Source organism: Azospirillum griseum, assembly GCF_003966125.1.
GTDB classification, from domain to species: Bacteria; Pseudomonadota; Alphaproteobacteria; order Azospirillales; family Azospirillaceae; genus Azospirillum; species Azospirillum griseum.
Window position 1 is genome coordinate 1 of the sequence record NZ_RXMA01000029.1, and the last position, 23,563, is coordinate 23,563.

Consider the following 23,563-nt stretch of genomic DNA (forward strand, 5'->3'; position numbering starts at 1 on the left):
TCGATCTGGACGTGCAGAAGGGCGAGTTCGTCTGTCTGCTCGGCCCGTCGGGTTGCGGCAAATCCACCCTGCTGAACGCGGTCGCCGGATTCCAGCCGCCGACGCGCGGAACGGTCACGGCGGATGGCAAGACGGTGACGGGACCGGGGCCGGATCGCGGCATGGTGTTCCAGGAATACGCCCTGTTCCCCTGGATGACGGTGGCGGAAAACGTCGCCTTCGGCCTGCAGATCAAAAGCATGGGCAAGGCGGAGATCGCCGCCCGCGTCGATGCCCTGCTGGAAAAGCTGCATTTGCAGGATTTCCGCCACCGCTACCCCAAGGATCTGTCGGGCGGGATGCGCCAGCGCGTCGCCATTGCCCGCGTTTTGGCGCTCGACAGCCCGATCCTGCTGATGGACGAGCCGTTCGGCGCGCTCGACGCCCTGACCCGCCGCACCCTTCAGGACGAGTTGCTGCGGATTTGGCAGGAGGTTGGCAAGACCATCCTGTTCGTCACCCATTCCATCGAGGAAAGCATCTATCTGGCCGACCGGATCATCGTGATGACCTACCGGCCCGGAACCATCAAGCAGGATGTCCGGGTGGACATGCCGCGCCCGCGCGACGGCGCGTCGGCGGAGTTCAACCGCCTCAAGCGCGATTTGTCGCTGATGGTGATGGAGGAGCAGCAGCGCTTCAGCGCCGACGAGATCCGCTCCGTTACGGCGGATTGAAACGCGGTGGTCGTAGAAGACGTGTTTGTGGCGTGAAAAAGCCCCTCGTCCCTGCGGGACGAGGGGCTTTTCGTTCGATCAGTGACGAACGGCCATCCGGCCCGTGTCAACACGGGCGATGGCGGGCAAGCCGCGCAGGAAGTCGGCTCCGAGGTCGGTCGCCTCGATCAGAACATGGCCGGAACGGTCCTGGCCACGCACGCGCGCCTCGCGCGCCATGCCGGCGCGGCGCACCGCGTCCGACAATTCGGACACGGCCTTCCACACGCGGGCGCGGTGTTCGGCGGCGCTGGCGCAGCCCGATGGGTCCGCAACAGCCAGTGTGACGGTAAAGGAATGCAATTCGATCGCCATGGCGGCACCAAAAAAGACGAGTTTGGATATGGGGCGTTGGCCCCGGCTGTCTTCAGGCCACTGGGATCGTGATGGTCAGTCGTAACGGGGGAGTTTGCTCAGGACAATCTGGCTGACGAGGCCGTTCAACAGGGCAATGCCGCGCTGTTCGTCGCGCGCGTGTGGCACCCGATCCGGTTGATGGACAAAGCGGGCCGCAGCGAGGGGAGACAAAGGAGCGAGGGGGGCGTCGAAGTCAATGATTGGATCGACGCCCATGCGTCTGGGGGGCGTCGCGTCGCAGGCCAGGGCGGCGTCCGCCATGCCACAGGCCAAGGTCTTCAGGATCATGGATGGCACCTTCCTATCGGTGGGTTCAAACGATTGACCGAACCAACATTAATGCTTTTGTCAGGGGCCGACAACCGGCCCTCTGACCAAAGTCTGTGACAAGTCGATGATCCTGACCGGTCCGTCAAAACCCGCGACCCGCAAGCCTTTGATGGAATGAACATGGCGGGGGCCGATCTATTCCACACATGCGTTTTTTCGGTGGCGGACCCCGCGCGTGTGGCGGGTCTGACGCGTCAGGGGATCACGTCTTGATGAGGCCGCCCGGTCCCGCCGGGGCCGGAGCGGGCGTCGGGGGTGCCGCCGGGGCCGGAGTCGCCGGAGCGGGAGTCCGCCAGCCGTCGATGGCGCGCTTGAGCGCGTCCAGCTTGGCTTCAGCCCCATCGCGGGCCTCGTTCACCGACCGGGTGATGACCGCACACAACTCCGCCCGCCGCTTGGGGTCGTTGCGGCTCGCCTCAATGGCGCGGGCGACGTCGTCGGTGTTGCCAGCACTGCCGCCGGGTGCGTTGGCGGGCGGGACCGCTTTCGGATCAATGCCCAGCAGTGGCAACAGATAGTCCCGCCCTTTCTCGCGCGCCAGAGCCAACGCCTTGTCGCCGAAGATTTCGGCGGCGGCCATGCCGGAGTCCCAGGCCCCCAATGCCGCCGACACGGTCGGGCTGCACGGGGCGTCGGCGGGTTGCGCCGCCGTTGGCGTGGCAAGTGCCAACGGCCCTGCCATCAGCGCAGCGGAAACGATCAGAGCGGTGGGGCGTATCGCGGGTGTGCGGATCATGAACGGTGTCCTTGTCCGGGTCTGTCCGACATGTAAGGGCGCGCGGGGCGTCTGTCCACCCGCCGCCACCGTGTCGGACAAGGAACCGGCGACCGAACGTCGCAAAGTGACAGAAACATGACATAAACATGACAACCAGCGCTGCAACGCGGCGCGAAGCGTGCTATGAGCAGCGCCAGCCGTTCACGCCCAAAAACACGAGACACCGTCCCATGCTGCTCCGCGCATTCCGTTCGCTGATGCCGAAGGAGGAACGATTCATCGACCAGTTCGTCGCGCAGGCCCGCCACATCGTGGCCGCCGCGCAGGCGCTGGAAGCGGTGATGGACGCCCCGCCGGAGGAGCGCGCCCAGCGCGTCGCCGCCTTGAAGCGCGTTGAAAAGGACGCCGATCGCATCGCCAAGGAGGCCGGGCGGGACCTGCACCGCGCCTTCATCACCCCGTTCGACCGCTCCGACATTCTGGCCCTCATCAACGCGCTGGACGACGCCATCGACCTGATGGACGAGGTGCCGCGCCACGCCACCCTGTACGGGGTGGAGCAGGTGGACGCGCCGATGCGCGCCTTCGTCGCCCTCATCCACCAGCAGGCCAACGTCCTGGTCGAACTGATGCCGCTGCTGGGGGCCATCGCCCGCAACGCCGAGCGCATCGGCCAGCTCTGCCATCAATTGTCCGAGTTGGAGGATCAGGCCGACGAGATCCTGCGCGGCGCGCTGAAGTCCCTGATCGCCGAACGGCCGGACATGATCGCCTTCCTGGGCCGCCGGGAGTTGTATGAGAAGCTGGAAGCCGTGACCGACCGCTGCGACGACGTCGGCGATCTCGTCGCGGGCATCACGCTCGATCAAGTCTGAGGCGGCGGCGATGGACGCCCTTCATCTTGGCCTGCCCGCGCTGATCTTCATCATCGTGGTGGCGCTGGCCTTCGACTTCATCAACGGCCTGCACGACGCGGCGAACTCCATCGCCACCGTCGTGTCCACCCGCGTGCTGTCGCCCAAGCTGGCGGTGGCCTGGGCCGCCTTCTTCAACTTCATCGCCTTTCTGTTCTTTGGCCTGCACGTCGCCACCACCATCGGCACCGGGCTGGTCCAGCCGTCGGTCATCGATCCGGCGGTGATTTTGGGCGCACTGTGCGGGGCCATCGGCTGGAATCTGTTCACCTGGTGGCTGGGCCTGCCCTCCTCCAGCTCGCACGCGTTGGTTGGCGGTCTGGCTGGGGCGGGCATCGCCAAGGCCGGGTTCGGGGCCATTGTTGCTAGCGGCTTCCTCAAGACCAGCGTCGCCATTGTGCTGTCGCCCACCATCGGGCTGGTGTTGGCGTTGCTGCTGGTGCTGATCCTGTCCTGGGCGCTGCGACGGGTTCCACCCTTTGCCGTGGACCGGCAGTTCCGCCATTGGCAATTGGTGTCGGCCGCGCTCTACAGCCTGGGGCATGGCGGCAACGACGCGCAGAAGACCATGGGCATCATCGCGGTGCTGCTGTTCAGCCAGGGCCTGTTGGGCGACACCTTCCATGTGCCCTTCTGGGTCATTCTGACCTGCCAGTTGGCGATGGGGCTGGGCACGCTGATGGGGGGCTGGCGGATCGTGCGCACCATGGGATCGCGCATCACCGATCTGAAGCCCTATCAGGGATTCTGCGCCGAAACCGCCGGGGCGATCACCCTGTTCGGCGCGACGTGGCTGGGCATTCCGGTGTCCACCACCCACACCATCACCGGGGCCATTGTCGGAGTCGGATCGGCCCGCCGGACCTCGGCGGTGCGCTGGGGGCTTGCCGGGCGGATTGTCTGGGCCTGGGTGCTGACAATTCCGGCGTCGGCGGCGGTCGCCTACGTGTCCTACCGGATTGCGGCGGCCATTCTGGTCGGGTGATGCGGAAAAACACCGTGCGGTGAACGGCTTGTTCCGTTTGCCGCACCGTTGTCCTTGACCGGAACGAAAGGGGACGGCAGAATCCCCCCGGTCGATACAGGACGCATGTGGATGCCGCAAATCGAGCAAACCGACCAAGGCGAGCAATATGTACTTCCGGGCACCGAGCGCCGGACGCTGCCGGGTTTGCCCTATTCGACCGAACCGGATGGTCAACTGACCCTGCCCTTCTACGCCCCCCCTTGCGAGGATGAGCGGCGGACCCGTTCGGCAACACCCGACGGGCAAACGACCAGCAGCGGGACTGATCCGGCCATTCCACCAGCGATCCGACACACCGCGCCTGTGTCGCGTTCCAGCAATGACGGAACCAAGCAGGCCGCCGGGTTGTTCGGTCGTCGTCTGGCTCATTTCCCCCACGCCTTCGATCCCGCCTGATGTTCTGAACCATCGGTTCTGCGTCCGACGGAGCCGGTCAAGCCAGCGTGAATGCCAGGGGTCAAGGCGGGTCCGTGCCACACAGTCGGGCTATTTGTGCCTTCAACGCGCCGATGTCGTAGGGCTTGGTGATGGTCGCAACACCGGCAATCCCCGCCATCTCCGCCCCGACCGCGTGCGGTGGTGAACCGAACGCCAGCAGGATCGGCAACTCGGGGCGCAGGCGTCGGGCCTGCGCGGCCAATTCGGTTCCGGTCGTGCCGGGCGGCATCACCACGGCGCTGAACAGCAAATCCAGCGTGTCCGGCCCCTGCAGGGCTGCAAGCGCCTCGTCCGCATGCGCCGCTTCGATCACCCGGTGATTCCAATCGCGCAGCAACGCGGCCACGCTGCGCCGGATGGTGGGGTCATCCTCCGCCAATAGAATGGTCAGGGCGCGCCGCGTCCCGACTGGCGTCGACGGCATGACGGTTGAAACCGGAGACGGGTCCTGGTCGCTGTTCCCCGTGTCCGCGTCGTGGCTGGCCTCGGTGGCGTTCTGTCTGGACTCGCCCATCGGTGGGTTGGGGGGGATGCCGCCCTGGCTGTCGATGAGCTGGTGCGCGGGAGGGGCGTTGGTGATGCCGGTGTCCGCCGCAGCCGGACCGCCGCTCAACCGCCCGTGGCCAAGGAAACGGAAGGCCCAGGCCATTCCCAGCAACACCGCCAGCGCGCCGACCAGATGTTCACCCAAGGTGCGCAGGCTGCGCGCCCGCCATTCCGCCAAGGCGCGTTCCGGGTCGAGGCTGACCAGCACCTGAACGCCCTGGTCCCCAACCCGCTGGAGGGCGGTGATCCGAGTCACCCCGCCCGCCATCGGCGGGACGGCAAACATCCCCTCCGACGTTTCATGCAGTTGGAGCGGGAGCAAAGGGGCGTCGCTGTGGGGTTTTCCAACCGGGTCGGGAAGCGTGGGCCTGCGGGCCACCAATTCGCCGGTGTGGCGGTAGACTCCGATCACGGGGCTGTCGTCGGCGCTCGGCGGGCTTGGAAACCGTGTCAGGTAAGCGGCGTTCATCACCGCCAGCACCGCCGCCACCGCGCGGCCCGATTCGTCGCGCAAGGGGCGGATGAGCGTGTAGACGACGCGGCCATCCTCTCCCCGTTCCGCCGTCACAGGACCAATCGACAGAGGCCGGTCGCTGGACAGGTGGGACGCGAAATCGCGGATCGGGGCCTGCCGCCCCGGATAGCTGGCGGATTCCAGAATGGTCTTGCCGTTCGCGTCCACCACCCACAACGACTCACCGCCCTCCAGATGCGCGGTGTGCTCACGCAGGCGCTTCCAATGATCGATCGAGTGCACGGCGTTCAGGCTGGGGGCGTCCCGGACCAAGGCGGCCACCTGATCAATCGCCACGGATGCGGTGGTGAGGACGCGGTGCGCATGCCCGACCGCCAGACTGGCCATGTCACGGGCCATGGCGTGGCGCCGTTGCAAGGTGTCTTCATGATCGCGAAGAACAAGGCGGCCCGCGTTTCCCGCAAAAGCGGAAAGCACGATCACCGCCACGACAACGCTGCGCCCAACCCGACCCAACGCGCCCCCCAACCACTGCCCGCAAACCCGCGTCCCGAGAACAGCCGTCTCTTACGGATCAAGGACGGCAACCTAGCATGATCCACCCGATCATGGGGGTCTTTTCAAACAGCTGTGATCGGGGGGGGCGCCGGGATTTTGGCGGTGTGATGCTTCAAGGCTGTGAACGCTGCGTCCATGCGCTTCAACAGGCCGGGAAGATCGCCGTGCCGCCCGTCCTTGACCGCGTTTTCCGCTGTCTGGGCCAGCACCGCGATGTCAACCGCCGCCATGTTGCCTGCGGCCCCCTTCAGCGCATGCAATGTGCGCGTGGCCTCCGCCCCATCGCCTGCCCGCATCTGGTCGCGCACACGCGACGCCGTGTCGCCGAACTCGGTGATGAAGCGTGGAATCAGCAGCGCCACCAGCGATGTGTCTCCCCCCAACCGGTGCAGGAGCTGGACCATATCAACGCCAGGGATGCTAGGGCCGTCGACGGCTGTGGGGCCGGATGCTCCGGGCGGGTTGGAGCCAGCCGGTGGAGTGGGGGCGCAGGGGGAAAGGGACACATGGCGGCGGATGCAGCCCACCATGTCATCGACGTCGAAGGGTTTGGCGATGAAATCATTCATCCCGATCTGTTCGGCGTGCGCGCGCTCTTCGGCCAACGCGCCGGCGGTCAGGGCGATGATCGGCAACGTCACCAGCCCCAAATCCCGTCGGATGCGTCCGGTGGCCTCATAGCCGTCCATCACCGGCATGTGGACATCCATCAGGACCACGTCAAAGGCTGTCGGGTCGGCTTTCAACCGGTCGACCGCCTGCTGCCCATCCCCCACCAGGGCGACGATGGCCCCCTCCAGTTCCAGGACACGTTGGGCGACCGATTGGTTGATTGCGTTGTCTTCGACCACGAGCAACCGCACACCGGACAGGCGGTTGCGGGCGATGGGCTGGGAACCGGCCACAGGATCGCCCGCCCGGTCGCCACCCCGCGCGCCACGATGCGCCCGCGCCTCGACCACGGCGTTGTGAAGGGCCGAGGCGGTGACGGGTTTCACCAGGATCGCGTCAACCATGCCGGCCCCCGGTGTGTGCAGCAGGGTGTCACGGTTGAAGGCCGTCGCCATGATGACGATGGGCGGCTGCGCACCGCCCGACAGGCCGCGAATCTGGCGGCTCACCGTCAGACCGTCCATATCCGGCATCTTCCAATCCACGACAACCACGTCATAGGGCTGCCCGGAGCGAACCCGGCGTTGCGCCAGTTCCACCGCCGCCGGACCCCCATCGGCGGTGTCGGCGTTCCATCCCAGGCAACCGGCGGTGTCAGCGATCACCCGGCGGGCGATGTCGTGATCGTCGGCAATCAGCACGTTGAGCGGCGTCAGCCTTTCCGTCAGCCCTGATGGCTTGGACTCGGGGGGAGGCGCCGCTGGCATCAACGGAACGGTGAACCAGAAACGGCTGCCGTGGCCCGGCTGGCTTTCCACACCGATCTCGCCGCCCATCAGCCCGACAAATTGCTTGCTGATCGCCAATCCAAGGCCGGAACCGCCATAGCGCCGTGTGGTGGAGGAATCGGCCTGGCTGAAGGCGGTGAAGAGCAGGGGCAACGCCTCCGCCGCAATCCCGATGCCGCTGTCCTCCACGGAAAACCGCAGGGTTTGGCGCTCCTCGTCGCCGTCCACCGCCTCGACGCGCAGCATGATGGTTCCGGTTTCGGTGAACTTGATGGCGTTGCTGGTCAGGTTGATCAGGACCTGCCGCAACCGTGAGGCATCACCCATCAGAGCCACCGGTGTGTCGGGGGCCAGATCGATCAGCAGTTCCAGATCCTTGGTGCTGGCGCTGACGGACATGATGGTCGACACCGCGTCCAACAGCGCGGACAGGTCGAAGGGAGCGACGTCCAACTCCATCCGCCCGGCCTCGACCCGCGAGAAGTCCAGAATGTCGTTGATGATCGACAGCAACCCGCGTCCGGATTGGGTGATCTTGCTGACGAAATCCTGCTGTTCGGTGTTGAGATCGGTTCGGCCCAACAGATGGGACAGGCCCAGGATGGCGTTCAGAGGGGTCCGGATTTCGTGGCTCATGTTCGCCAGAAATTCGCTTTTCGCCCGGTTGGCCTTTTCCGCCGTCCACTGGGCGGCTTGAAACGCGGCCTCCTTTTCGCGGATGCTGGTGATGTCCCAATTGACGCCGATGATGCGGCGGGCTTGACCACTTTCATCATAGTCCACCAATGCCGCCGTCTTGATGTGACGGATGCCCTGCCCCGGCACGACGATGCGGAATTCAGTGTCGAGATCCTGATGAGTCTGGACCGCCTCTTCCAGTTCGCGTTCGACTCTCGGCAAATCCTCCGGCAGGCAGGATGAACGCCAAACCTCGTAAGGGATTGGGCCGTCCATCGGTTCTTTCCCATAAAGCTGGAACATCCGATCATCCCACCGCAGGGTCCGGGACGGATATTCCACCTCCCACACGCCGATGCCGCCCGCTTTGGTGGCCAGGGACAAACGGTTCATGGTGGCGCGCAGGGCGTCTTCGGCCCGCTTCAGCGGGGTGATGTCGTTCACCAGCACAAAAAAGCCGATGACGGCTCCGCTGGCGTTGATGTCAGGGATGTAGTGCGCCCAGGTGCACCCCACCTCTCCGCTGGGTTTGGTCAGAATGCGTTCAAAATTCTGAGGCTCTCCCCGCAACACCCGGCGGATGTAGGGTTCGTTTTGCGCAAACAGCCGTTCACCCAACAGGTCGACCATGGAGTGGCCGATGATCGCCTCGGGCGGTTTGCCGAACCAGTGGAGGTAGGATTTGTTGGCGAACCGGCACCGCAACCCGGCGTCCCAGTAGCCGACCATGCCGGGCAGGCTGTCGGTGACGGCCTGAATGAAGCGCTTGCTGGTTTTGAGCTGCTCCTCCGTGGCGATCCGCTCCGTGATGTCGATGCCGAACGACATGGCGACAATGTCCTGACCGGTGACAACGCTGTTCTGCCAGGACACGCGGCGCAGATGCCCGTTCTTGGTGCGGATCGGTCCATCGAACTGGCGCGGAAGCGGTGCGCCGATGGCGAAAGCCTGTGCGATGGTTGGCATGCCACCACCCACCGCCACGGTGTCGAACCAGTCGCGCCCGATGATCTCGTCGGGTCGATATCCGGTGATGTCCGCCGCTGTTTCGTTGAAAATCCGGACGATGCCGTTGCGGTCCAGACCAACCACCAGAACATTGGCGTTCTGGACCAGTTGCTGGGCGAAATTGCGCTGCGCGCGCAATTCGTCCTCGTGCCGGGAAAAGCGCAGGAGAGTTCCGGTGGCGATCACCCCAACCAGCGCCAGGATGCCTCCCTTCAGCAGTGAGTGGTCCCGCCATTCGCGGAGAACAACGTCCTGGGGCAGGCCGACGGTGATGACCAGTTCGGGATAGGCGGTTCCGCGCGTGACCACCAGACTCGGCCGCTCTTCCACCACCGTGGGGGCCAGCGACCGCGTCATGCGTTGGCCGGAGGCGCGGTATTCCGCAAAGGGTGCCCGCCGGACCACGGATTGCCCGATGAATGTTTCCGGCTTTGGGAAGCGGGATGCGATGGTCCCGTCGCTGGAGAGCAGCGCCGCGAAACCACCATCGCCCGGATTGACCGTTTCCAGGATGCTGACGAAATATTCCGGCGGCAGCGAGGCCAGCGTCACCCCGTCCCAATCCGTCGGCGTCATTTGCCGGGCGCGGGACGCGAACAGCACCTGTGCGCCGGTGCTGGACAGGGTGGGGCCATGGATGAAAAGCCGTTCCCGGTTTTCAGCGCGCAGCGGGATGGTGTAATAGGGGCGTTGGCTGGCGTCGAACCCCAGCAGATCGGCGCGTGTGGTCAGAATGGCGCGCCCGGTCCCGTCGGTGATGGAGATGCTGCGCACCTCGTCCAACGCATCGACGCGCGCCTTCATATACGCCAGCAAGGTGTCAGCGTCCTGTGGACTGCGGATGTTCAGGGATTCACGCCCCACATCCTGCAACAGCACATCAATGGCGCGAATCCGTCCGGACACGCTTTCATCGGCGACGCGGGCCAATTGCTCCAACCGCTCAAACGCATCGTCCATCGTCTTGCGGTAATCGAAGACGATTTCCAAAGCACCCAGCGCAATGACCATGCCGATGATAAAGGCGCTGGCAATTCCCAGAAGGCGGCGGCGCCGGGCGTTCTTCAGACTGTCAGCGGGCATGGGCGAAGCCGGGTGGTTGATCCGGATGTATGGGCATCAGCATTGACACGGTGCCTTGATGCATGTCACGTCAAATTGCTGAACAAACGCGCTTATTTCCCAAAACCGCCCCGATGCCAACCGACGCCCTTCTTGCCGTTCTGCTTGGTGCCGTATTGCACGCGGGATGGAACACCGCGATCAAGTCCGGGACGGACACCCGGCGCGACACGGTGCTCGTTGCCGGTGGCGCGGCTGTGATTGCAGCACTGTTTTTGCCTTGGCTGGGCGTTCCAACGGCTGCGAGTCTGCCCTGCCTCGTGGCGTCAGCCTGTCTTCAGCTTCTCTATTTCCGTTTGGTCGCTGCGGCGTATCGCTGCGGTGACATGAGTCTGGCCTATCCGTTGATGCGGGGAACACCGCCGCTGCTGATCGCGGCGTGCAGCGGCTTTCTGTTGGATGAACAGCTCTCCGCGTCCGCTTGGGCTGGCACGTCTCTTGTGTGTGCCGGGGTGCTGACCCTGGCCCTGAGCGGGCGTCCTGCCAACGTCCAGACTGCGAACGCGCATACTGCCAACGGGTGTCCGACCGACGGGCCGAAGCCACGACTGGTTGCGGTGCTGGGGGTACCCCTGGCCAACGCGGCGGTGATCGCGGCCTACACCGTGATTGATGGTGTGGGGGTGCGGTTGTCTGGAAACCCCCCGTCCTACACGCTCTGGGTGTTTCTGCTGGCCGGCATCCCTGTGGTTCTGGGCGGGGGGCCGGGACTGGCGGTTTACGCCCGCACCCGCTGGCCGGTCGCCGTGGTGGGCGGTTTTTGCGTTGTGGCTTCATACGGTTTGGCGCTTTGGGCGATGACCCGTGCGCCGGTCGCCACGGTGGCGGCTTTGCGCGAAAGCTCTATTCTGTTCGCTCTTTTGTTCGCCGCGCTTATCCTGAGGGAGCGGATTGGCTGGTGGCGGGCCGCATCCGGTGCGGCGATTGCGTTGGGGGCGGCGGCGCTCCGGTTATAAGGCCGGTCGAAGGGGGCCATCCGCTGTTGGCTTGGCCGCGTTCATCTCCTCCGCCAGCGTGTCGAGAAACAGCGCCACCATCGGTTCGTCCCGCGCGTTGGGAACGGTGGCCGCCTGGAAGCGCGATTTGGTGCCGAACAGATCCGGGCGCAGCGGGCGCATCCGCCCGGTGGCGGTGTCCGGGGCGGCGTAGTGATCGGGCAGATAGCCCAGATAGGCCCCCGACAGCACCAGCCGCGCCGTGGCCTCCATGTCGCTGACCACAGCGCGCGGGGCGGCGATGGCGAACAGCTTCATATCGCGCAACCCCCAATAGCTGCGGGCGACGATGCGGTGCTGCCGCACCAACTCGATGCTGATGGCCGAATCGTCGATGGTGAACAGCGGGTGGTTGCGACCGCAATAGAGATTCTGCTGTTCGGTGTAGAGGTCGCTGTAGGTCAGACCCAAAGCCACGCGCGGAAAGCCGCCGATGGCCAGGTGCAGTTGGCGCGACACCACATCGCGCAGCAGGTCGCTCGGCGGGCGGGTCACGATGGACAGGACCACATCGGGGGCCGCCTCGGCAAAACGGGCGAAGACCCGATCCAGGGGCAGGTTGGGGTCGCTGATGGTGTTGTCGACCATGCCCAGCGCCAGCGTGCCCGTCATCCGGTTCTGCAAGGCGCGGGCGCGCTGTTCGAAGCGGTCCAGCGCCAGGAACAGGTGCCGCGCCTCCTCATAAATCGCGGTCCCTTCCGCCGTCAGGGCGAAACCGCCGCGCCCACGCCGACACAGGGTCAGACCCAGACGGCTTTCCAGCGCGGCCATGTGGCTGGAGATCGTCGGCAGCGACAGATTCAGCTCGCCTTGCGCGGCGGCGAAGCCGCCGGATTCGGCGATGGTCAGGAAGATGCGCAGCAGGCGCAGGTCGGTGGTGTCGAGATGCATGGTCCCACTCTGCGCAAGCCAGCGGCGTTGCGCAACCGCCCGGCGGCTCTGCGTGCCCTCACACCCGGCGGCGGCAGAGGGTCAGGAAGTCGTCGCGTTCGCTCCATCCGTCCTCCATTTGGGCGTAGAGGCCGAAAACCGCCGTCGGCAAGGCGGGCAAGGCCAGGGCCGCGCCGACCTCGGCCAGAATCGGGCCGCTCAGGCTGTGGCGGGTGCGGACGGTCACGCCGACTCCGGCCTCCACCGCCGCGCGCAGGCCCGACAGGCTGGGGCTGGTCGCCGCCAACCGCGCCGTCCGCCCGGCTTGCGCCAGCGCGTCCAACGCGGCGGCGCGAAAACCGCATGGCGCTTCGAACAGGGCGAGCGGCAACGGGCGGTCCGCCGGGCAATCCAGGCCGCGCGCGCCGATCCACAGCATCGGCTCTTCCGCGACCACCGCCACCAGCGTCGGATCGGGCCGGTGCAGGGCCAGCGCGACGTCGAGCGCGCCGCTGCGCACCGCCTCGATCACCGCGTGCGAACGGTCGATGCGCAGGGTCAACTCCACCTCGGGGTGATCGAGCGCAAAGCGGCGCAGCAGGTCGGGCAGCAGCGCTTCGGCCATGTCCTGGGTGGCTCCCACGCGCAAGGGGCGGCGCTCCTTGCGCTGGAAGGCCGCGAGCGCTTCGTCGTTCAACGCCAGCAGCCGATGGGCGTAGCCGAGCAGCCGTTCGCCCGCCGGGGTCAACTCCACCCCGCGCGCGTTGCGGCGCAGGACGGTGACGCCCAACTCCTCCTCCAGTTTCTGGATGCGCAAGCTGACCGCCGAGGGCGAACGCCCGACCAGATCGGCGGTGTCGGCGAAGCTGCGACCCTGCGCGATCAGCAGGAAGGAGCGCAGCACGGCAAGGTCGAAGGTGCGAAGCATGACTGCTAATAACTCAATTTGAAGTTCATATAAACGAGTTTTTCTGAATTTTGTGACAGCGCTACAGTCGGAGCATTCCATCCCTCACCGAACGGAGCCGACCATGCCGCACATCACCGTCACCCTGTCCGCCGACGCGTCCCCCGCCCTGTCGGCGCGGGTTGCCCAGGGTGTCACCGCCATCACCGCCCGCGTCCTGCGCAAGCAGCCCGGCGTGACCGCCGTTGCCGTCAGCGCGATTGCCCCCGACCATTGGTTCATCGGCGACCGCAGCCTGACCGATCTGGGGATGGCCAGCGCGTGGCTGGCGATCACCATCACCGCCAGCACCAACAGCAAGGACGAAAAGGCCGCGTATCTGCGCGAGATCTTCGCCTTTCTCGCTTCTGTTGCCGGTCCCCTGCACGAGACCAGCTACGCCCTGGTGCAGGAGGTTCCGGCGGACGCCTATGGCTATGGCGGGCGGACGCAGGAGCACCGCTACATCGCCGCCACGCTGGCGGCCTGAACCGGGCGACGCGCGGTCGTTGACAGGGCCGGACGGCACTGGTCTGATCCGGCGCAACGCGCAACCCGGCAGGTGAAACGGTCATGGCCACGATTCTGGAAGCCCTGTCCATCGCCTTTGACCATCACCGCGCCGGGCGTCTGGTGGAAGCGGAAACGCTGTACGGCCGCATCCTCGACGTCGATCCCACCAACGCCACCGCCTTGCAGCTTCTGGGGGCGCTGCTGGCGGACCGGGGCGAGGATGCCCGCGCCGCCGACCTGCTCGCCCGCTCGCTGGAACAGGCGGAGGGCAACGCCGACGTGCACCTCAACCGCGCTCTGGTCGTGGCCCGGCTGGGGCAGTTGGACGAGGCGGAGGCGCATTACCGCCGCGCGCTGACACTGGCCCCGACCCACCCGTCGGCGCGCAACAATCTGGGCCTGCTGCTGCGCGACAGCGGACGGCGGGAGGAGGCGGTCGCGATGCTCCGCCAGGCGGTGGCCGATCACCCGACCTTTGCCCAAGCCTGGTTCAACCTCGCGGCCACGCTCGACGGCGCGGTCGCGGTGGAGGAGGTGGCGGACACGCTCGACCGGGCCATAGGCCACTGTCCGGACTTCGCCCCTCTGCGCACCGCGCGGGCGCGGTTGCAACCCAGCCTGGATCAAAGGCAGGCCGAACGCACGTTGGCGCAGGCCCAAAGCCTGCACGCGCAAGGCCGTCTGGACGACGCGCTGGTCCTGTGCCGCAACGCCATGGCGGCGGCGGATGCCCCTCACACGCTGGGCAACCTGCTGGAGGATCTGGGGCGCAGCGACGCGGCGGTGGAGTGGCAACGCCGCGCGGTGGCGCTGCAACCGGACGACGCGCGCGCCTTTTACGCGCTGGGCACGCTGCACGCCCGCGCCCACCGCTATGGTGCGGCGCGGGCGGCTTGCGCGCGGGCGCAAACCCTGGTTCCGCATGTTCCCAAGGTGCACATGGCGATGGGTGGGATCTGCTTCGAGCAGGGCGACCTGCCCGCCGCCATCACCGCCCTGCGCCGGGCGCTGGCCCTTGACCCGGACCTGTGGCAGGCCCGTTCCGGTCTGCTCTTTGCCCTGGGGTTTGACGAGGAGGCCGATCCCGACGACGTCTATCAGGAGCATCGGGCGTTCGACCGCCAGCACATCGCCCCGCTGGGCCTGGCTCCCGCCCCCCACACCAACAGCCGGGACCCGGAGCGCCGCTTGCGGGTGGGCTATGTCTCGCCGAATTTCTACGGCCACCCTTGCGGCAATTTCGTGCTGCCCCTGGTGGAAAACGCTGACCGCGCGGGCTTTTCCGTCACCTGTTACGCCACCAGCCCGGTGCGCGACGCCCTGACCGACGCGTTCGAGCGCGCCGCCGACCGTTTCGTTCTGTGCCATGATCTGGACGACGAGGCGCTGGCCGCGCGCATCCGCGCCGATGGCATCGATCTGCTGGTTGATTGCTCCGGCCACCTCACCGGGCACCGGCTGTTCACCTTTGCCCGCAAACCGGCCCCGATCCAAATCAGCTACCCGCTCTACCCCGACACCACCGGCCTGTCGGCGATGGATTACCGGATCATGGACCGCTGGTTCGCCCCACCCGGTTCCGACGTCTGGCATTCGGAGGCGCTGATCCGTCTGCCCGACATCTATGTCGTCTTCAAACCCCGCCCGAGCGACGCCGCCCCCGACCCGGTTCCACCGGCCATGACGCGCGGCTTTGTCACCTTCGGCAGCTTCAACAACCTGTCCAAGCTGGGGGATCGCACCGTCGCCGCCTGGGCCGCCATTCTGCGCGGCGCGCCAACGGCAAAGCTGCTGCTGAAATGGCGCAGCCTGAACGATCCGGACTTCGCCGCCGCCACCCGCGCCCGTTTCACCGCCCTGGGGGTGGAGGGGGAGCGGATCGAACTGATGGGCTGGACCGGCGACCCGCACGAGGCCTACCGCCGCGTGGACATCGCCCTGGATCCGCTGATCGCCAACGGCGGGACCACCAGCTGTGAGGCGCTGTGGATGGGCGTGCCGGTGCTGACCTGCGCCGGGCGGCGGATGTTCTCGTGCGTGGGCGAATGCTATCTGGAAAACATCGGGATGACCGAACTGATCACCCGTTCGGTGGACGCGTTCGTGGCGCTGGGGGTGGAACTGGCCGGGGATCCGGCGCGCATCGCCCGTTTGCGACAGGGATTGCGCGAACGGGTGGCGTCGTCCCCGCTGATGGACGCGCCGCGTTACGTCCGCCACCTGGAGCGGGCCTACCGTTTGGTGTGGCGGCGCTGGTGCGCCGGGTTGCCGCCAGCTCCGATCGGGCCGGAGGCCTTCAGCTGATGCGTCGAATTGTGGCGATTTTGAAACCAAATGCCTAGAGATGTAAGGAATTGAACCACCACCCCAACGTGTGGAGTGTCGACCATGTTTTGACCAAACGAACAATGGACTCCGGATGTTTGGTCCGAATCCCCCTGTCCTGACAGCGTCACCCGTTCATCGCGCAATCAACCGACAGGGCAAACGGAGAAGACCTGAGGATTCCGGGAAAGATCGAATGCAACTCAAAACCAAATCAAGTCGCGTTTTTCCACATGTCCAGGCTGAGATCAAAAGCCACAGCGTGTTGGTTGGTTGAAATTTTTTGAATGCTCTTCCTTGTGGCGCGCATCATCGCGCTGTGCGATAAGTCGCATAAGTGTGGCAAGGGAGAGAGACATGCGTGCATACCGGCGTTCTTTGATCACTCTGGTATGTTTTTCCGTGTTTTTCACGTTGTTTGCACAATCCGCGTTCGCTGACGTGACGCTGCGATTCGGCACCGTGTTCACCCCCACCACCTCAACCTATCGGATGTTGGTGGAAGCCTGCCGCAAGATCGAGACGGAGACGAACAACGCCGTCGCCATCGACATCCGCCCCAGCGGCGAATACGGCAAACCCACCGAACTGATGAAGCTGGTGGACAGCGGCGACATTGAAATCGCCTACACCGTCCAGGGCTACAGCCCCACCCGTTTCGTCGCCAGTTCGGTGATCGAACTGCCGCTGATCCGCCGCACGGCGGTTGGTGGCACGAAGGCGTTGTGGGATTTGTACGAGTCGGGGGTGCTCAGCCACGATTACGAGGGCTTGAAGGTGGTCGGGCTGTGGGCCTTGCCGACCTATGGCATCTTCACCGCCAGCCGCCCGATGGAATCACCGCGCGATCTGCGCGGCCTGCGCATCCGCAACCCCAGCAAGACCGTGGGGCGGGCGCTGGCCAAGCTGGGCGTCATTCCGGTGGCGCTGCCGCTGAACAGCATGGCCGCCGGAATCCAGAGCAACCTCATCGATGGGGTTTCCTATGGGTGGTATTCGTCGACCACCACCGGCGGGGCGGATGGCAAGCCATTGATGAACCAGTTGACCCATCTTCTGGACATCAATTTCTCCGGCCCGGTGGTGATGCTGGCGATGAAGCGCGCGACCTTCGACGCGCTGCCCGACCCGGTCAAGGCCGCGTTCGACAAGCATCTCGGCAAGCCCGTTTCCCTCGCCATCGCCGAGGAGCGCGACCAGATCGAAGAAGACATGAAGCGCAAGCTGGCCGAGGACGGCCAGCACAAGGTCAAGCGCTTCACGCCGACGCAAATGACCGAGATCCGCGACGAGCTGGAAGAGGTTTACGCCGATTGGGCCACCGGTCTGAACGAGCAGGGGCTGGATGGCCGCAAGCTGCTCGACGCCGCGCGCAAGGCCCTCGCCGCCTACGAAAAGCCGTAACCGTCCTGCGGACCGCATCCCCCTTGCGCTGAGGAATTTCCGCCATGAGCAGCACGCGCCAATCTCCCAAAGGGGTGAGTCTCAAGGCCAAACTGTTTGGTGCCTTCGCGGCGATGTTCGTCGCCGCCGCCGCCATCGGGGGCGGGGCGGGCTTCTTCCAGCTTCGCATCGCCGGGCTGTTCGCCCAGGTTCACGAGCGGGATTTTCCGCTGGCCGTTGGTGCCCTGAAGGTGGCCGACGAAAGCGGTGGGCTTGAGGAATCGGCCCGCTCGCTGGCGGTTGCCCTGGATGATCGCACCCGTGCGGCGGCGATGGAGCAATTCCAACGCCGCAGCGCCGCCCTGAAAGCCAAGCTGGACCAGTTGGCCGGGTTGGAGCAGGCGGGGGGTGTTGGAGACGCCAAGACCGGCAAGGCGCTGGGCGATCTGTTGACCAGCACCATGACGGCCGCCACCAGCCTGGATGGCGAGGTCCGCCGCCGTTTGGAAACGGCGGCCAAGCGCGCGGAACGGCTGAAGGCGTTGGGGGGTGCCCACACGGCCTTTCTGGATCGCTATCAACCGATGGTGCGCAACCTGACGCTCAGCATCCAGGGCGTGACCATGGATTTGCCGTCGGACGCCAACAACCTCACCATGCTGATCCTGACGCTGGTGTCGAAGGCTTTGCCGGAGCGTCAGGCGCTGTCGGACATCATCAGCGACATCAATCTGGCCGTGACGCTGCTGGGCAAGGCGGATGGAGCGACCACGGCGGCCCAGGTGGCCGATCAGGAAAAGCAGTTCGCCGCCGCCGCCAAGCGGGTGGAGTTTTCCGCCGACTTCCTGGCCAACCTGCTGCGCGACGAAACCCCGCGCGCCCTGTCGCAGGCCGTGTTGGTCTTTGGCCGCGACGCCGAGGGGGTGTTCGCCCTGCGTAAGGCGGAAATCGCCGCGCGTGAAGCCGGGGCCAAGGCCGAAGAGAGTCTGTTCGCCCTGGTGGACACGCTGGGCAAGCAGGCCAGCGCGCTGGCCGACGCCAACGAACGCAACGCCAACAGCGCCGCCGACGAGGTCAACACCGTCATCGCGTCCGGCCTGTCCGTCACCGCGACGCTGGTCGGTCTCACCATGCTGTTGGGCGTGGTCGCCGGTCTGCTGCTGGTCAACCGCAGCATCCGCCTGCTCGACCGTCTGCGCGGGACCATGGAATCGCTGGCGGCGGGCGAAATCGACATGACGGTTCCCGCCCAGACGCGCGGCGACGAGATCGGCGCGATGGCCCGCTCGCTGGAGGTTTTCCGCGTCAACGCGCACGAGGTGCGCCGCCTGACCGCCGAGCAGGAAGCCGCCCAGCGGCAGGCGGAGGCGGATCGGCGCGCCGCCCGGCTTGAGTTGGCCAACCAGTTGGAAAGCAGCGTCAAATCGGTGATCGGCTCCCTGCTGTCGGCTTCCTCGCGCATGCGGGATGATGCGCAAACCCTGTCGGCCAACGCCGAACAGACCAAGCGTCAGACCGTCAGCGTCGCCGGGGCATCGTCCACCGCGTCCGAACGCGTGTCGTCGGTCGCGTCGGCGGCGGAGGAGATGGCGGCGTCGATCGAGGAGATCATTCGCCACATCGGCGAATCCTCGCAGATCGCCGGAACCGCCGTCCGCGAGGCGGAAAACACCAACGACGCGATTTCCGGCCTGTCGGAAGCCGCCGGGCGGATCGACACGGTGGTGGAACTCATCAACTCCATCGCCGGACAGACCAACCTGCTGGCCTTGAACGCCACCATCGAGGCCGCCCGTGCGGGCGAGGCGGGCAAGGGCTTCGCCGTTGTCGCCAACGAGGTGAAGGCGCTGGCCAACCAGACCGCCAAGGCGACGGAGGACATCCAGGCCCAGGTCAGCCAGATGCAATCGGTGACGGTGCGCGCCGTCGGGTCGATCCGCGCCATCGCTGGAACCATCGACCGGATGAGCGAGATCACCGCCACCATCGCCAGCGCGGTCGATCAGCAGCACGCCGCGACGCAGGACATCGCCCGCCACGCCCAGGACGCCGCCGACGGCACCCATTCGGTGTCGCAGACCATCGGCGACGTGTCGCAGGCAGCGACCGAAACCGGCTCCATCGCCCACACCGCGCTCGACACCGCCACCAGCCTGCACCAGCAGGCCGATCAGTTGCAGACCGAGGTGGCGACCTTCATCCGCAACATCCGGGCGGCCTGACACCGCCCAATCCCATCCGCCAGATCGGGGGCCGACCGTGATGAGCACCGACCGCCTTCTTGCCCGTGTCACCCTGCCCGCCGATCCGGCGACGGTCCCGGCTCTGCAAGGTTTGATGATGCAGGCGGCGCGCGGCTGCGTCGATCACCCGGACGATCTGCCCGCGCTGGGGCGGCTGGTGGAGGAGGTGGCGCTGCACGTCATCCGCACCGCTTTCGATCCCGGTGAGCACGGCGAATACACCGCCGAACTGGTCAAGCGGCCCGATCAACTGGTGTTCGCCATCGAAGACAAGGGCCTGCCCGCCCCCTACAACGCCGGTGGCGTGGACGCTGCCAACGGCGCGCGGGCCGGGTTTCAACCCTTTCTGCCCGCCAATCTCGCCGACCGCGTTGCCTTCCGCAATCTGGGCCGGGGCGGCAAGCGGCTGGAGGTGGCGCGCAGTCTCAGCACCCCGCCGGGAGCGGCACCGCCCGACGCGCCCGTCCCCGACGAGGCCGAACCCCCGCGCGCCCTCGACGAGGTGACGCTGCGGTTGCTGGACGCGGAGGACGCGCCGTCGCTGTCACGCCTGATGTACAGGTCCTATGGCTACACGTATGGATCGGAGTTCGTCTATTACCCGGAACGCATCGTCGCCATGCTGGCCAGCGGCAAGCTGGTGTCGCTGATCGCGGTGAATGAATCCGGCGATGTCGTCGGCCATCTCGCCATGCTGCTGCACGGCCCGGATTCGACCACTGGCGAAACCGCCATGGCGGCGGTCGATCCGCGCTATCGCGGACGGCGGTTGTTTGAACGGATGAAGGACGAGATGCGCGATCTGGCGCGCAACCGTCGCTATTTCGGCCTGTTCAGCGAGGCGGTGGCCGTCCACACCTTCACGCAAAAGGGCAATCTGGCGCTGGGTGGCTTTGAGACCGGCTTTTTGCTGGCCTTCACCCCGGCGACCCAGGTGTTTCGCAAGATCAGCGACGGGCCGGTTGCCGACCGGCGGTCGGCGGTGTTGTTCTATTTGCGCACGAACGACGAGCCGGATCGCGTCATCCACGCCCCATCGCACCATCGGGTGATGGTGGACGCCATCATCCAGCGCGGCGGCATGAATCGGCGGATCGCCGTCCCGGATCCCCATCTGACGCTGCACAGCCTGCGCGGGCGTGACGCCGCGCTGGATGTGGCGGCCCGGCAGGATGTCGGGCGGGCCTTTCTCACCGTCCGCGCCTATGGGGCCGATGTGTTGAGACGTGTGCAGGAGGAGTTGCGCACGCTGTGCCGCCACGGGTACGCCTGCGTCTATCTGGAATTGCCGCTGTCCGATCCGATGACCGCCCTGCTGTGCAAGGGGTTCGAGGCGTTCGGATTCTTCTTCGCCGGTGTGCTGTTCGAGGTGGAGGGCGGCGACGCGTTGCGGCTGCAATACCTCAATGGCGCTGCGATCAACGAAGAGGACATCAAGGTTGCCTCCCCCTTCGGGCGCGACCTGCTGTCCTATGTCCTGGCGGCGAAGAACGAGGTCGATTGGGCGCGGCAGGAGCGCCGCCGTCTCGTCAGTCCGCGCGGCGGGGCAACCGCCCGTGCCCGCCGCCGCGCGGATTCAGACCAAGCCCAACCCGCCGCCATCGCGCCCGTCCAGGCAAAGGCGGCGGAACTGGTGTGATCCCGCCACCGCGTGTTCGCTCCCTCAGGCGTCGCTGAGGGAGGCGGTGCGCGACATGCGGCGGACCTTCTGCGTCACCTCGATGGCGACGTTGCGCAGCAGGATGAAGGAGATGGCCGGATCGATGTTGTCCAGCATGGCGATGTCGTCGGCGGTCAGTTCATGGCACACCACCTCGCTGTCGGCGACGACATCGGCAGAGCGCGGTTCGCCGGTCAGCAGGGCCATTTCACCGAACACCGCGCCCGACCGGATGGTCCCGATGCGCACGCCATGCTCCTCGCCGGGCAGACGGCGTTCCACACGGACCCGACCCCGGACCAGAAAGAACTGGCTGTCGTCGGTGGTGCCTTCGGTCAGTATGCGGTCGCCGGGGGCGAAGCACAGGCGGCGGGTGGTCAGCGACAACAGATCGAATTGCGCCCGCGTCAGGCCATAGAGGCTGGGGTGTTCGGCCAGCGGCATTTCCTCGTCCTCATCGCGGCCACCGGCCAGCCGTTTCAAGAGCTGGTCTTCCGCCGCCGCCAGCGCGGTTTCGAGATCGCCGTGAATCCGCCCCTCCCGTTCGGGCTGGTCATAGCCCATGTCGCGCAGCAGCACCCGCAGGCCGCGCCCTTTCGACAAGCCCGCCAGCAGCAGGGTGACACCGGCGCGTGACAGGCGTTCGTCCAGGCGGCGCAGCACCAGCACCCCGGTGCTTTCCACGTCGTTGACGCGCGCCAGATCGAGAATCAGGGTTTGGCACCCTTCGGCCAGCGCCTCCGCCTGCCGGGCAAGATTCTCCGCCGAGCCGAAGAAGACCGGGCCGTGCAGTTCCATCACCGCGATGGAGCCGCCGTGCCGCTCCAACCGCTCCATGTCCACGTCCGACCGCCCGGTTTGCGAATGCACGCGGTCGCCGCGATAGGACCGCCGCACCACCGACACCGCCGCCCGGCGCAGATAGACGATGACGCTCGCTCCCATCCCGACCGCCAGCGCGACCAAGGCGTCGGCGGTGGCCACCAACAGGGCGACGACGAGGACGATGGCGAGATTCTGGATCAGTTCGGCACGCGCCTGCGGCATTTTCGTGCGGCGCAACAGGGTGATGAGCTGCCACGTCCAATCGTCGGGCCGCAGCACGGTGACGATCACCATCGCCGCCATCACCGACACCGGGACCAGTTCCAGCAAGGGCGACAGCCCCAGCGCGGCGGCCAGCAGCGCCAGCCCGACGAACAGGTTGGCGCGGTCGGTGCGCGCGCCGTTGTGGATCGCCACGCGGGTGTAAAGCGGCGAACCGCCAGTAACCGTGCCGCCAATGGCCGCCGACAGCAGATTGGCACCACCTTGGGTCAGCAACTCCCGGCTGCTGTCGTGGCGGGCGCGCAGCAGGGCGTCCGCCGCCGCCGCGCTCAACAGCGATTGGATTGACGAGATCATGCCCAGCGTGAGGCCGGTGACGAGGATGGACGGGGCCATGGCGGTGAACACCGGATGGGCGATCAATTCCGTCACGCCGGGCCAGATCCAGGACACCGGCAGCCCAGGCGGCGGGGCCTTCACCGTCGTGCCCAGCGCAATTGCCCCGTCGGTGACGGTCAAGGCGAGCTGATAGAGTGCCGCACCGCCGACCAAGCCGACCAACGGGCCGGGAACGACGAATCGCCGCTCCCCCAACCGCCAGACACCGACCGCCGCCGCGAGGCCCAACGCCAAGGCTCCCGGTGTGACGCCCGCCGCGCCGGTCAGCAGCGCGCGCAGCCCCACCCCATCGGGCAAGCCCAGCAGATAGGGCAATTGCTGCACCAGGATGACCAGGGCAAAGCCATTGACGAATCCGGCGATGACCGGCTGCGGCACGAATTTCAGCGCGTCGCCCAACCGCAACAGACCGAGCAGCATCTGCGCCAGACCGGCCACCGCCAGGGCCAGAACCGTGATGGCAACCATCGGCGCGGCAGCTACCTCGTGTCCACCCGTTGCCGCGACCTGTCCCGCCTGGGTCAACAGCCCGCCCAACAAGGCGGCCTGCGTGGCGCGCGGCGCGTTGATCTGCAAACCGCGTCCGCCGATCAACCCCCGCAGCAGCGCGGCAGCGATGGTGGCCCCGAACGCGGCCTGGATGCCCAGGGATTGGAACCCGGCACCCAGCGGTTGGAACACCACCAAACCGCAGCCGAGAACGGCGGGCATCACAAACAGCGCTCCAACCAGACCGCCAACCAGATCGTCACGCCAACGTGCCCATCCAGTGGGCAAGGCTTCATCATTGGGTGTGGTCATAACCCCTTCCGCTTCTGGACGGCTTTTCATCAGCTTGCCATCCATCATGGCCCGC

Annotated in this window: 19 protein-coding genes; 11 read left to right on the plus strand and 8 right to left on the minus strand. The window is 66.4% G+C overall.

The genetic code is table 11. From position 1 onward, the window contains the following. Positions 1 to 716: ABC transporter ATP-binding protein (locus EJ903_RS21910; protein ID WP_148105295.1), on the plus strand; the 716-nt coding region annotated here is incomplete at its 5' end. A 78-nt stretch (positions 717 to 794) separates the two neighbouring features. Here the strand turns inward: EJ903_RS21910 and EJ903_RS21915 are convergent. From EJ903_RS21915 to EJ903_RS21925, 3 genes are all read right to left on the minus strand, one after another. Further along, the gene (locus tag EJ903_RS21915; RefSeq protein WP_126619479.1) at positions 795 to 1,070 is read right to left on the minus strand and encodes a hypothetical protein; all 276 of its coding nucleotides are present in this window, start codon (positions 1,068 to 1,070) and stop codon (positions 795 to 797) included. A 75-nt stretch (positions 1,071 to 1,145) separates the two neighbouring features. After that, positions 1,146 to 1,400, minus strand: coding sequence for a hypothetical protein (locus EJ903_RS21920; protein WP_126619481.1), 255 nt, complete (start codon positions 1,398 to 1,400; stop codon positions 1,146 to 1,148). Between the two features lie 244 nt (positions 1,401 to 1,644). Beyond that, positions 1,645 to 2,178, minus strand: coding sequence for a hypothetical protein (locus tag EJ903_RS21925; protein ID WP_210211506.1), 534 nt, complete (start codon positions 2,176 to 2,178; stop codon positions 1,645 to 1,647). 212 nt (positions 2,179 to 2,390) lie between these two features. Here EJ903_RS21925 and EJ903_RS21930 point away from each other — a divergent pair, with 212 nt between their 5' ends. From EJ903_RS21930 to EJ903_RS21940, 3 genes are all read left to right on the plus strand, one after another. Continuing rightward, the gene (locus EJ903_RS21930; RefSeq protein ID WP_126619483.1) at positions 2,391 to 3,035 is read left to right on the plus strand and encodes a DUF47 domain-containing protein; all 645 of its coding nucleotides are present in this window, start codon (positions 2,391 to 2,393) and stop codon (positions 3,033 to 3,035) included. A gap of 10 nt (positions 3,036 to 3,045) precedes the next feature. Further along, positions 3,046 to 4,059, plus strand: a complete 1,014-nt coding sequence (locus tag EJ903_RS21935) for an inorganic phosphate transporter (protein WP_126619485.1) — start codon at positions 3,046 to 3,048, stop codon at positions 4,057 to 4,059. Positions 4,060 to 4,170: 111 nt separating this feature from the next. After that, positions 4,171 to 4,497, plus strand: coding sequence for a hypothetical protein (locus EJ903_RS21940; protein ID WP_126619487.1), 327 nt, complete (start codon positions 4,171 to 4,173; stop codon positions 4,495 to 4,497). Between the two features lie 61 nt (positions 4,498 to 4,558). Here EJ903_RS21940 and EJ903_RS21945 read toward each other — a convergent pair whose 3' ends face one another. After that, positions 4,559 to 5,959, minus strand: a complete 1,401-nt coding sequence (locus EJ903_RS21945; RefSeq protein ID WP_126619489.1) for a response regulator — start codon at positions 5,957 to 5,959, stop codon at positions 4,559 to 4,561. Positions 5,960 to 5,986: 27 nt separating this feature from the next. On the opposite strand from EJ903_RS21945, the gene EJ903_RS27045 reads away from it, so the two are divergent. Beyond that, positions 5,987 to 6,157, plus strand: a complete 171-nt coding sequence (locus tag EJ903_RS27045) for a hypothetical protein (protein ID WP_158627973.1) — start codon at positions 5,987 to 5,989, stop codon at positions 6,155 to 6,157. A 23-nt stretch (positions 6,158 to 6,180) separates the two neighbouring features. Here the strand turns inward: EJ903_RS27045 and EJ903_RS21950 are convergent, their stop codons facing one another. Further along, complete coding sequence (locus EJ903_RS21950) at positions 6,181 to 10,287, minus strand: response regulator (RefSeq protein WP_126619491.1); 4,107 nt, start codon at positions 10,285 to 10,287, stop codon at positions 6,181 to 6,183. Positions 10,288 to 10,349: 62 nt separating this feature from the next. On the opposite strand from EJ903_RS21950, the gene EJ903_RS21955 reads away from it, so the two are divergent. After that, positions 10,350 to 11,282 (plus strand): DMT family transporter, encoded by a 933-nt coding sequence (locus tag EJ903_RS21955; protein WP_246015837.1) that lies wholly within the window; start codon positions 10,350 to 10,352, stop codon positions 11,280 to 11,282. On the opposite strand, the gene EJ903_RS21960 is transcribed toward EJ903_RS21955, so the two are convergent. After that, entirely contained in the window at positions 11,277 to 12,212 is a 936-nt protein-coding gene (locus tag EJ903_RS21960) for a LysR family transcriptional regulator (RefSeq protein WP_126619493.1), read from the minus strand. The genes EJ903_RS21955 and EJ903_RS21960 overlap by 6 nt on opposite strands. Positions 12,213 to 12,270: 58 nt before the next feature. Then, complete coding sequence (locus EJ903_RS21965) at positions 12,271 to 13,119, minus strand: LysR substrate-binding domain-containing protein (protein WP_126619495.1); 849 nt, start codon at positions 13,117 to 13,119, stop codon at positions 12,271 to 12,273. Positions 13,120 to 13,222: 103 nt separating this feature from the next. Here EJ903_RS21965 and EJ903_RS21970 point away from each other — a divergent pair, with 103 nt between their 5' ends. The 5 genes from EJ903_RS21970 to EJ903_RS21990 all read left to right on the plus strand — a co-directional run bounded on the left by EJ903_RS21970 (position 13,223) and on the right by EJ903_RS21990 (position 21,240). Continuing rightward, positions 13,223 to 13,627, plus strand: coding sequence for a tautomerase family protein (locus EJ903_RS21970; protein WP_126619497.1), 405 nt, complete (start codon positions 13,223 to 13,225; stop codon positions 13,625 to 13,627). An 83-nt stretch (positions 13,628 to 13,710) separates the two neighbouring features. After that, complete coding sequence (locus EJ903_RS21975; RefSeq protein ID WP_126619499.1) at positions 13,711 to 15,954, plus strand: tetratricopeptide repeat protein; 2,244 nt, start codon at positions 13,711 to 13,713, stop codon at positions 15,952 to 15,954. Between the two features lie 462 nt (positions 15,955 to 16,416). Next, positions 16,417 to 17,379 carry a TRAP transporter substrate-binding protein DctP gene (gene dctP, locus EJ903_RS21980; RefSeq protein WP_158627974.1) on the plus strand — a complete coding sequence of 321 codons (963 nt, stop codon included), beginning with the start codon at positions 16,417 to 16,419 and terminating at the stop codon, positions 17,377 to 17,379. Positions 17,380 to 17,423: 44 nt separating this feature from the next. Beyond that, positions 17,424 to 19,580 carry a methyl-accepting chemotaxis protein gene (locus EJ903_RS21985; protein ID WP_126619503.1) on the plus strand — a complete coding sequence of 719 codons (2,157 nt, stop codon included), beginning with the start codon at positions 17,424 to 17,426 and terminating at the stop codon, positions 19,578 to 19,580. A gap of 40 nt (positions 19,581 to 19,620) precedes the next feature. Continuing rightward, positions 19,621 to 21,240, plus strand: coding sequence for an ATP-binding protein (locus EJ903_RS21990; RefSeq protein WP_126619505.1), 1,620 nt, complete (start codon positions 19,621 to 19,623; stop codon positions 21,238 to 21,240). A gap of 24 nt (positions 21,241 to 21,264) precedes the next feature. On the opposite strand, the gene EJ903_RS21995 is transcribed toward EJ903_RS21990, so the two are convergent. Next, entirely contained in the window at positions 21,265 to 23,508 is a 2,244-nt protein-coding gene (locus EJ903_RS21995; RefSeq protein WP_158627975.1) for a SulP family inorganic anion transporter, read from the minus strand. Positions 23,509 to 23,563: the final 55 nt, after the last annotated feature.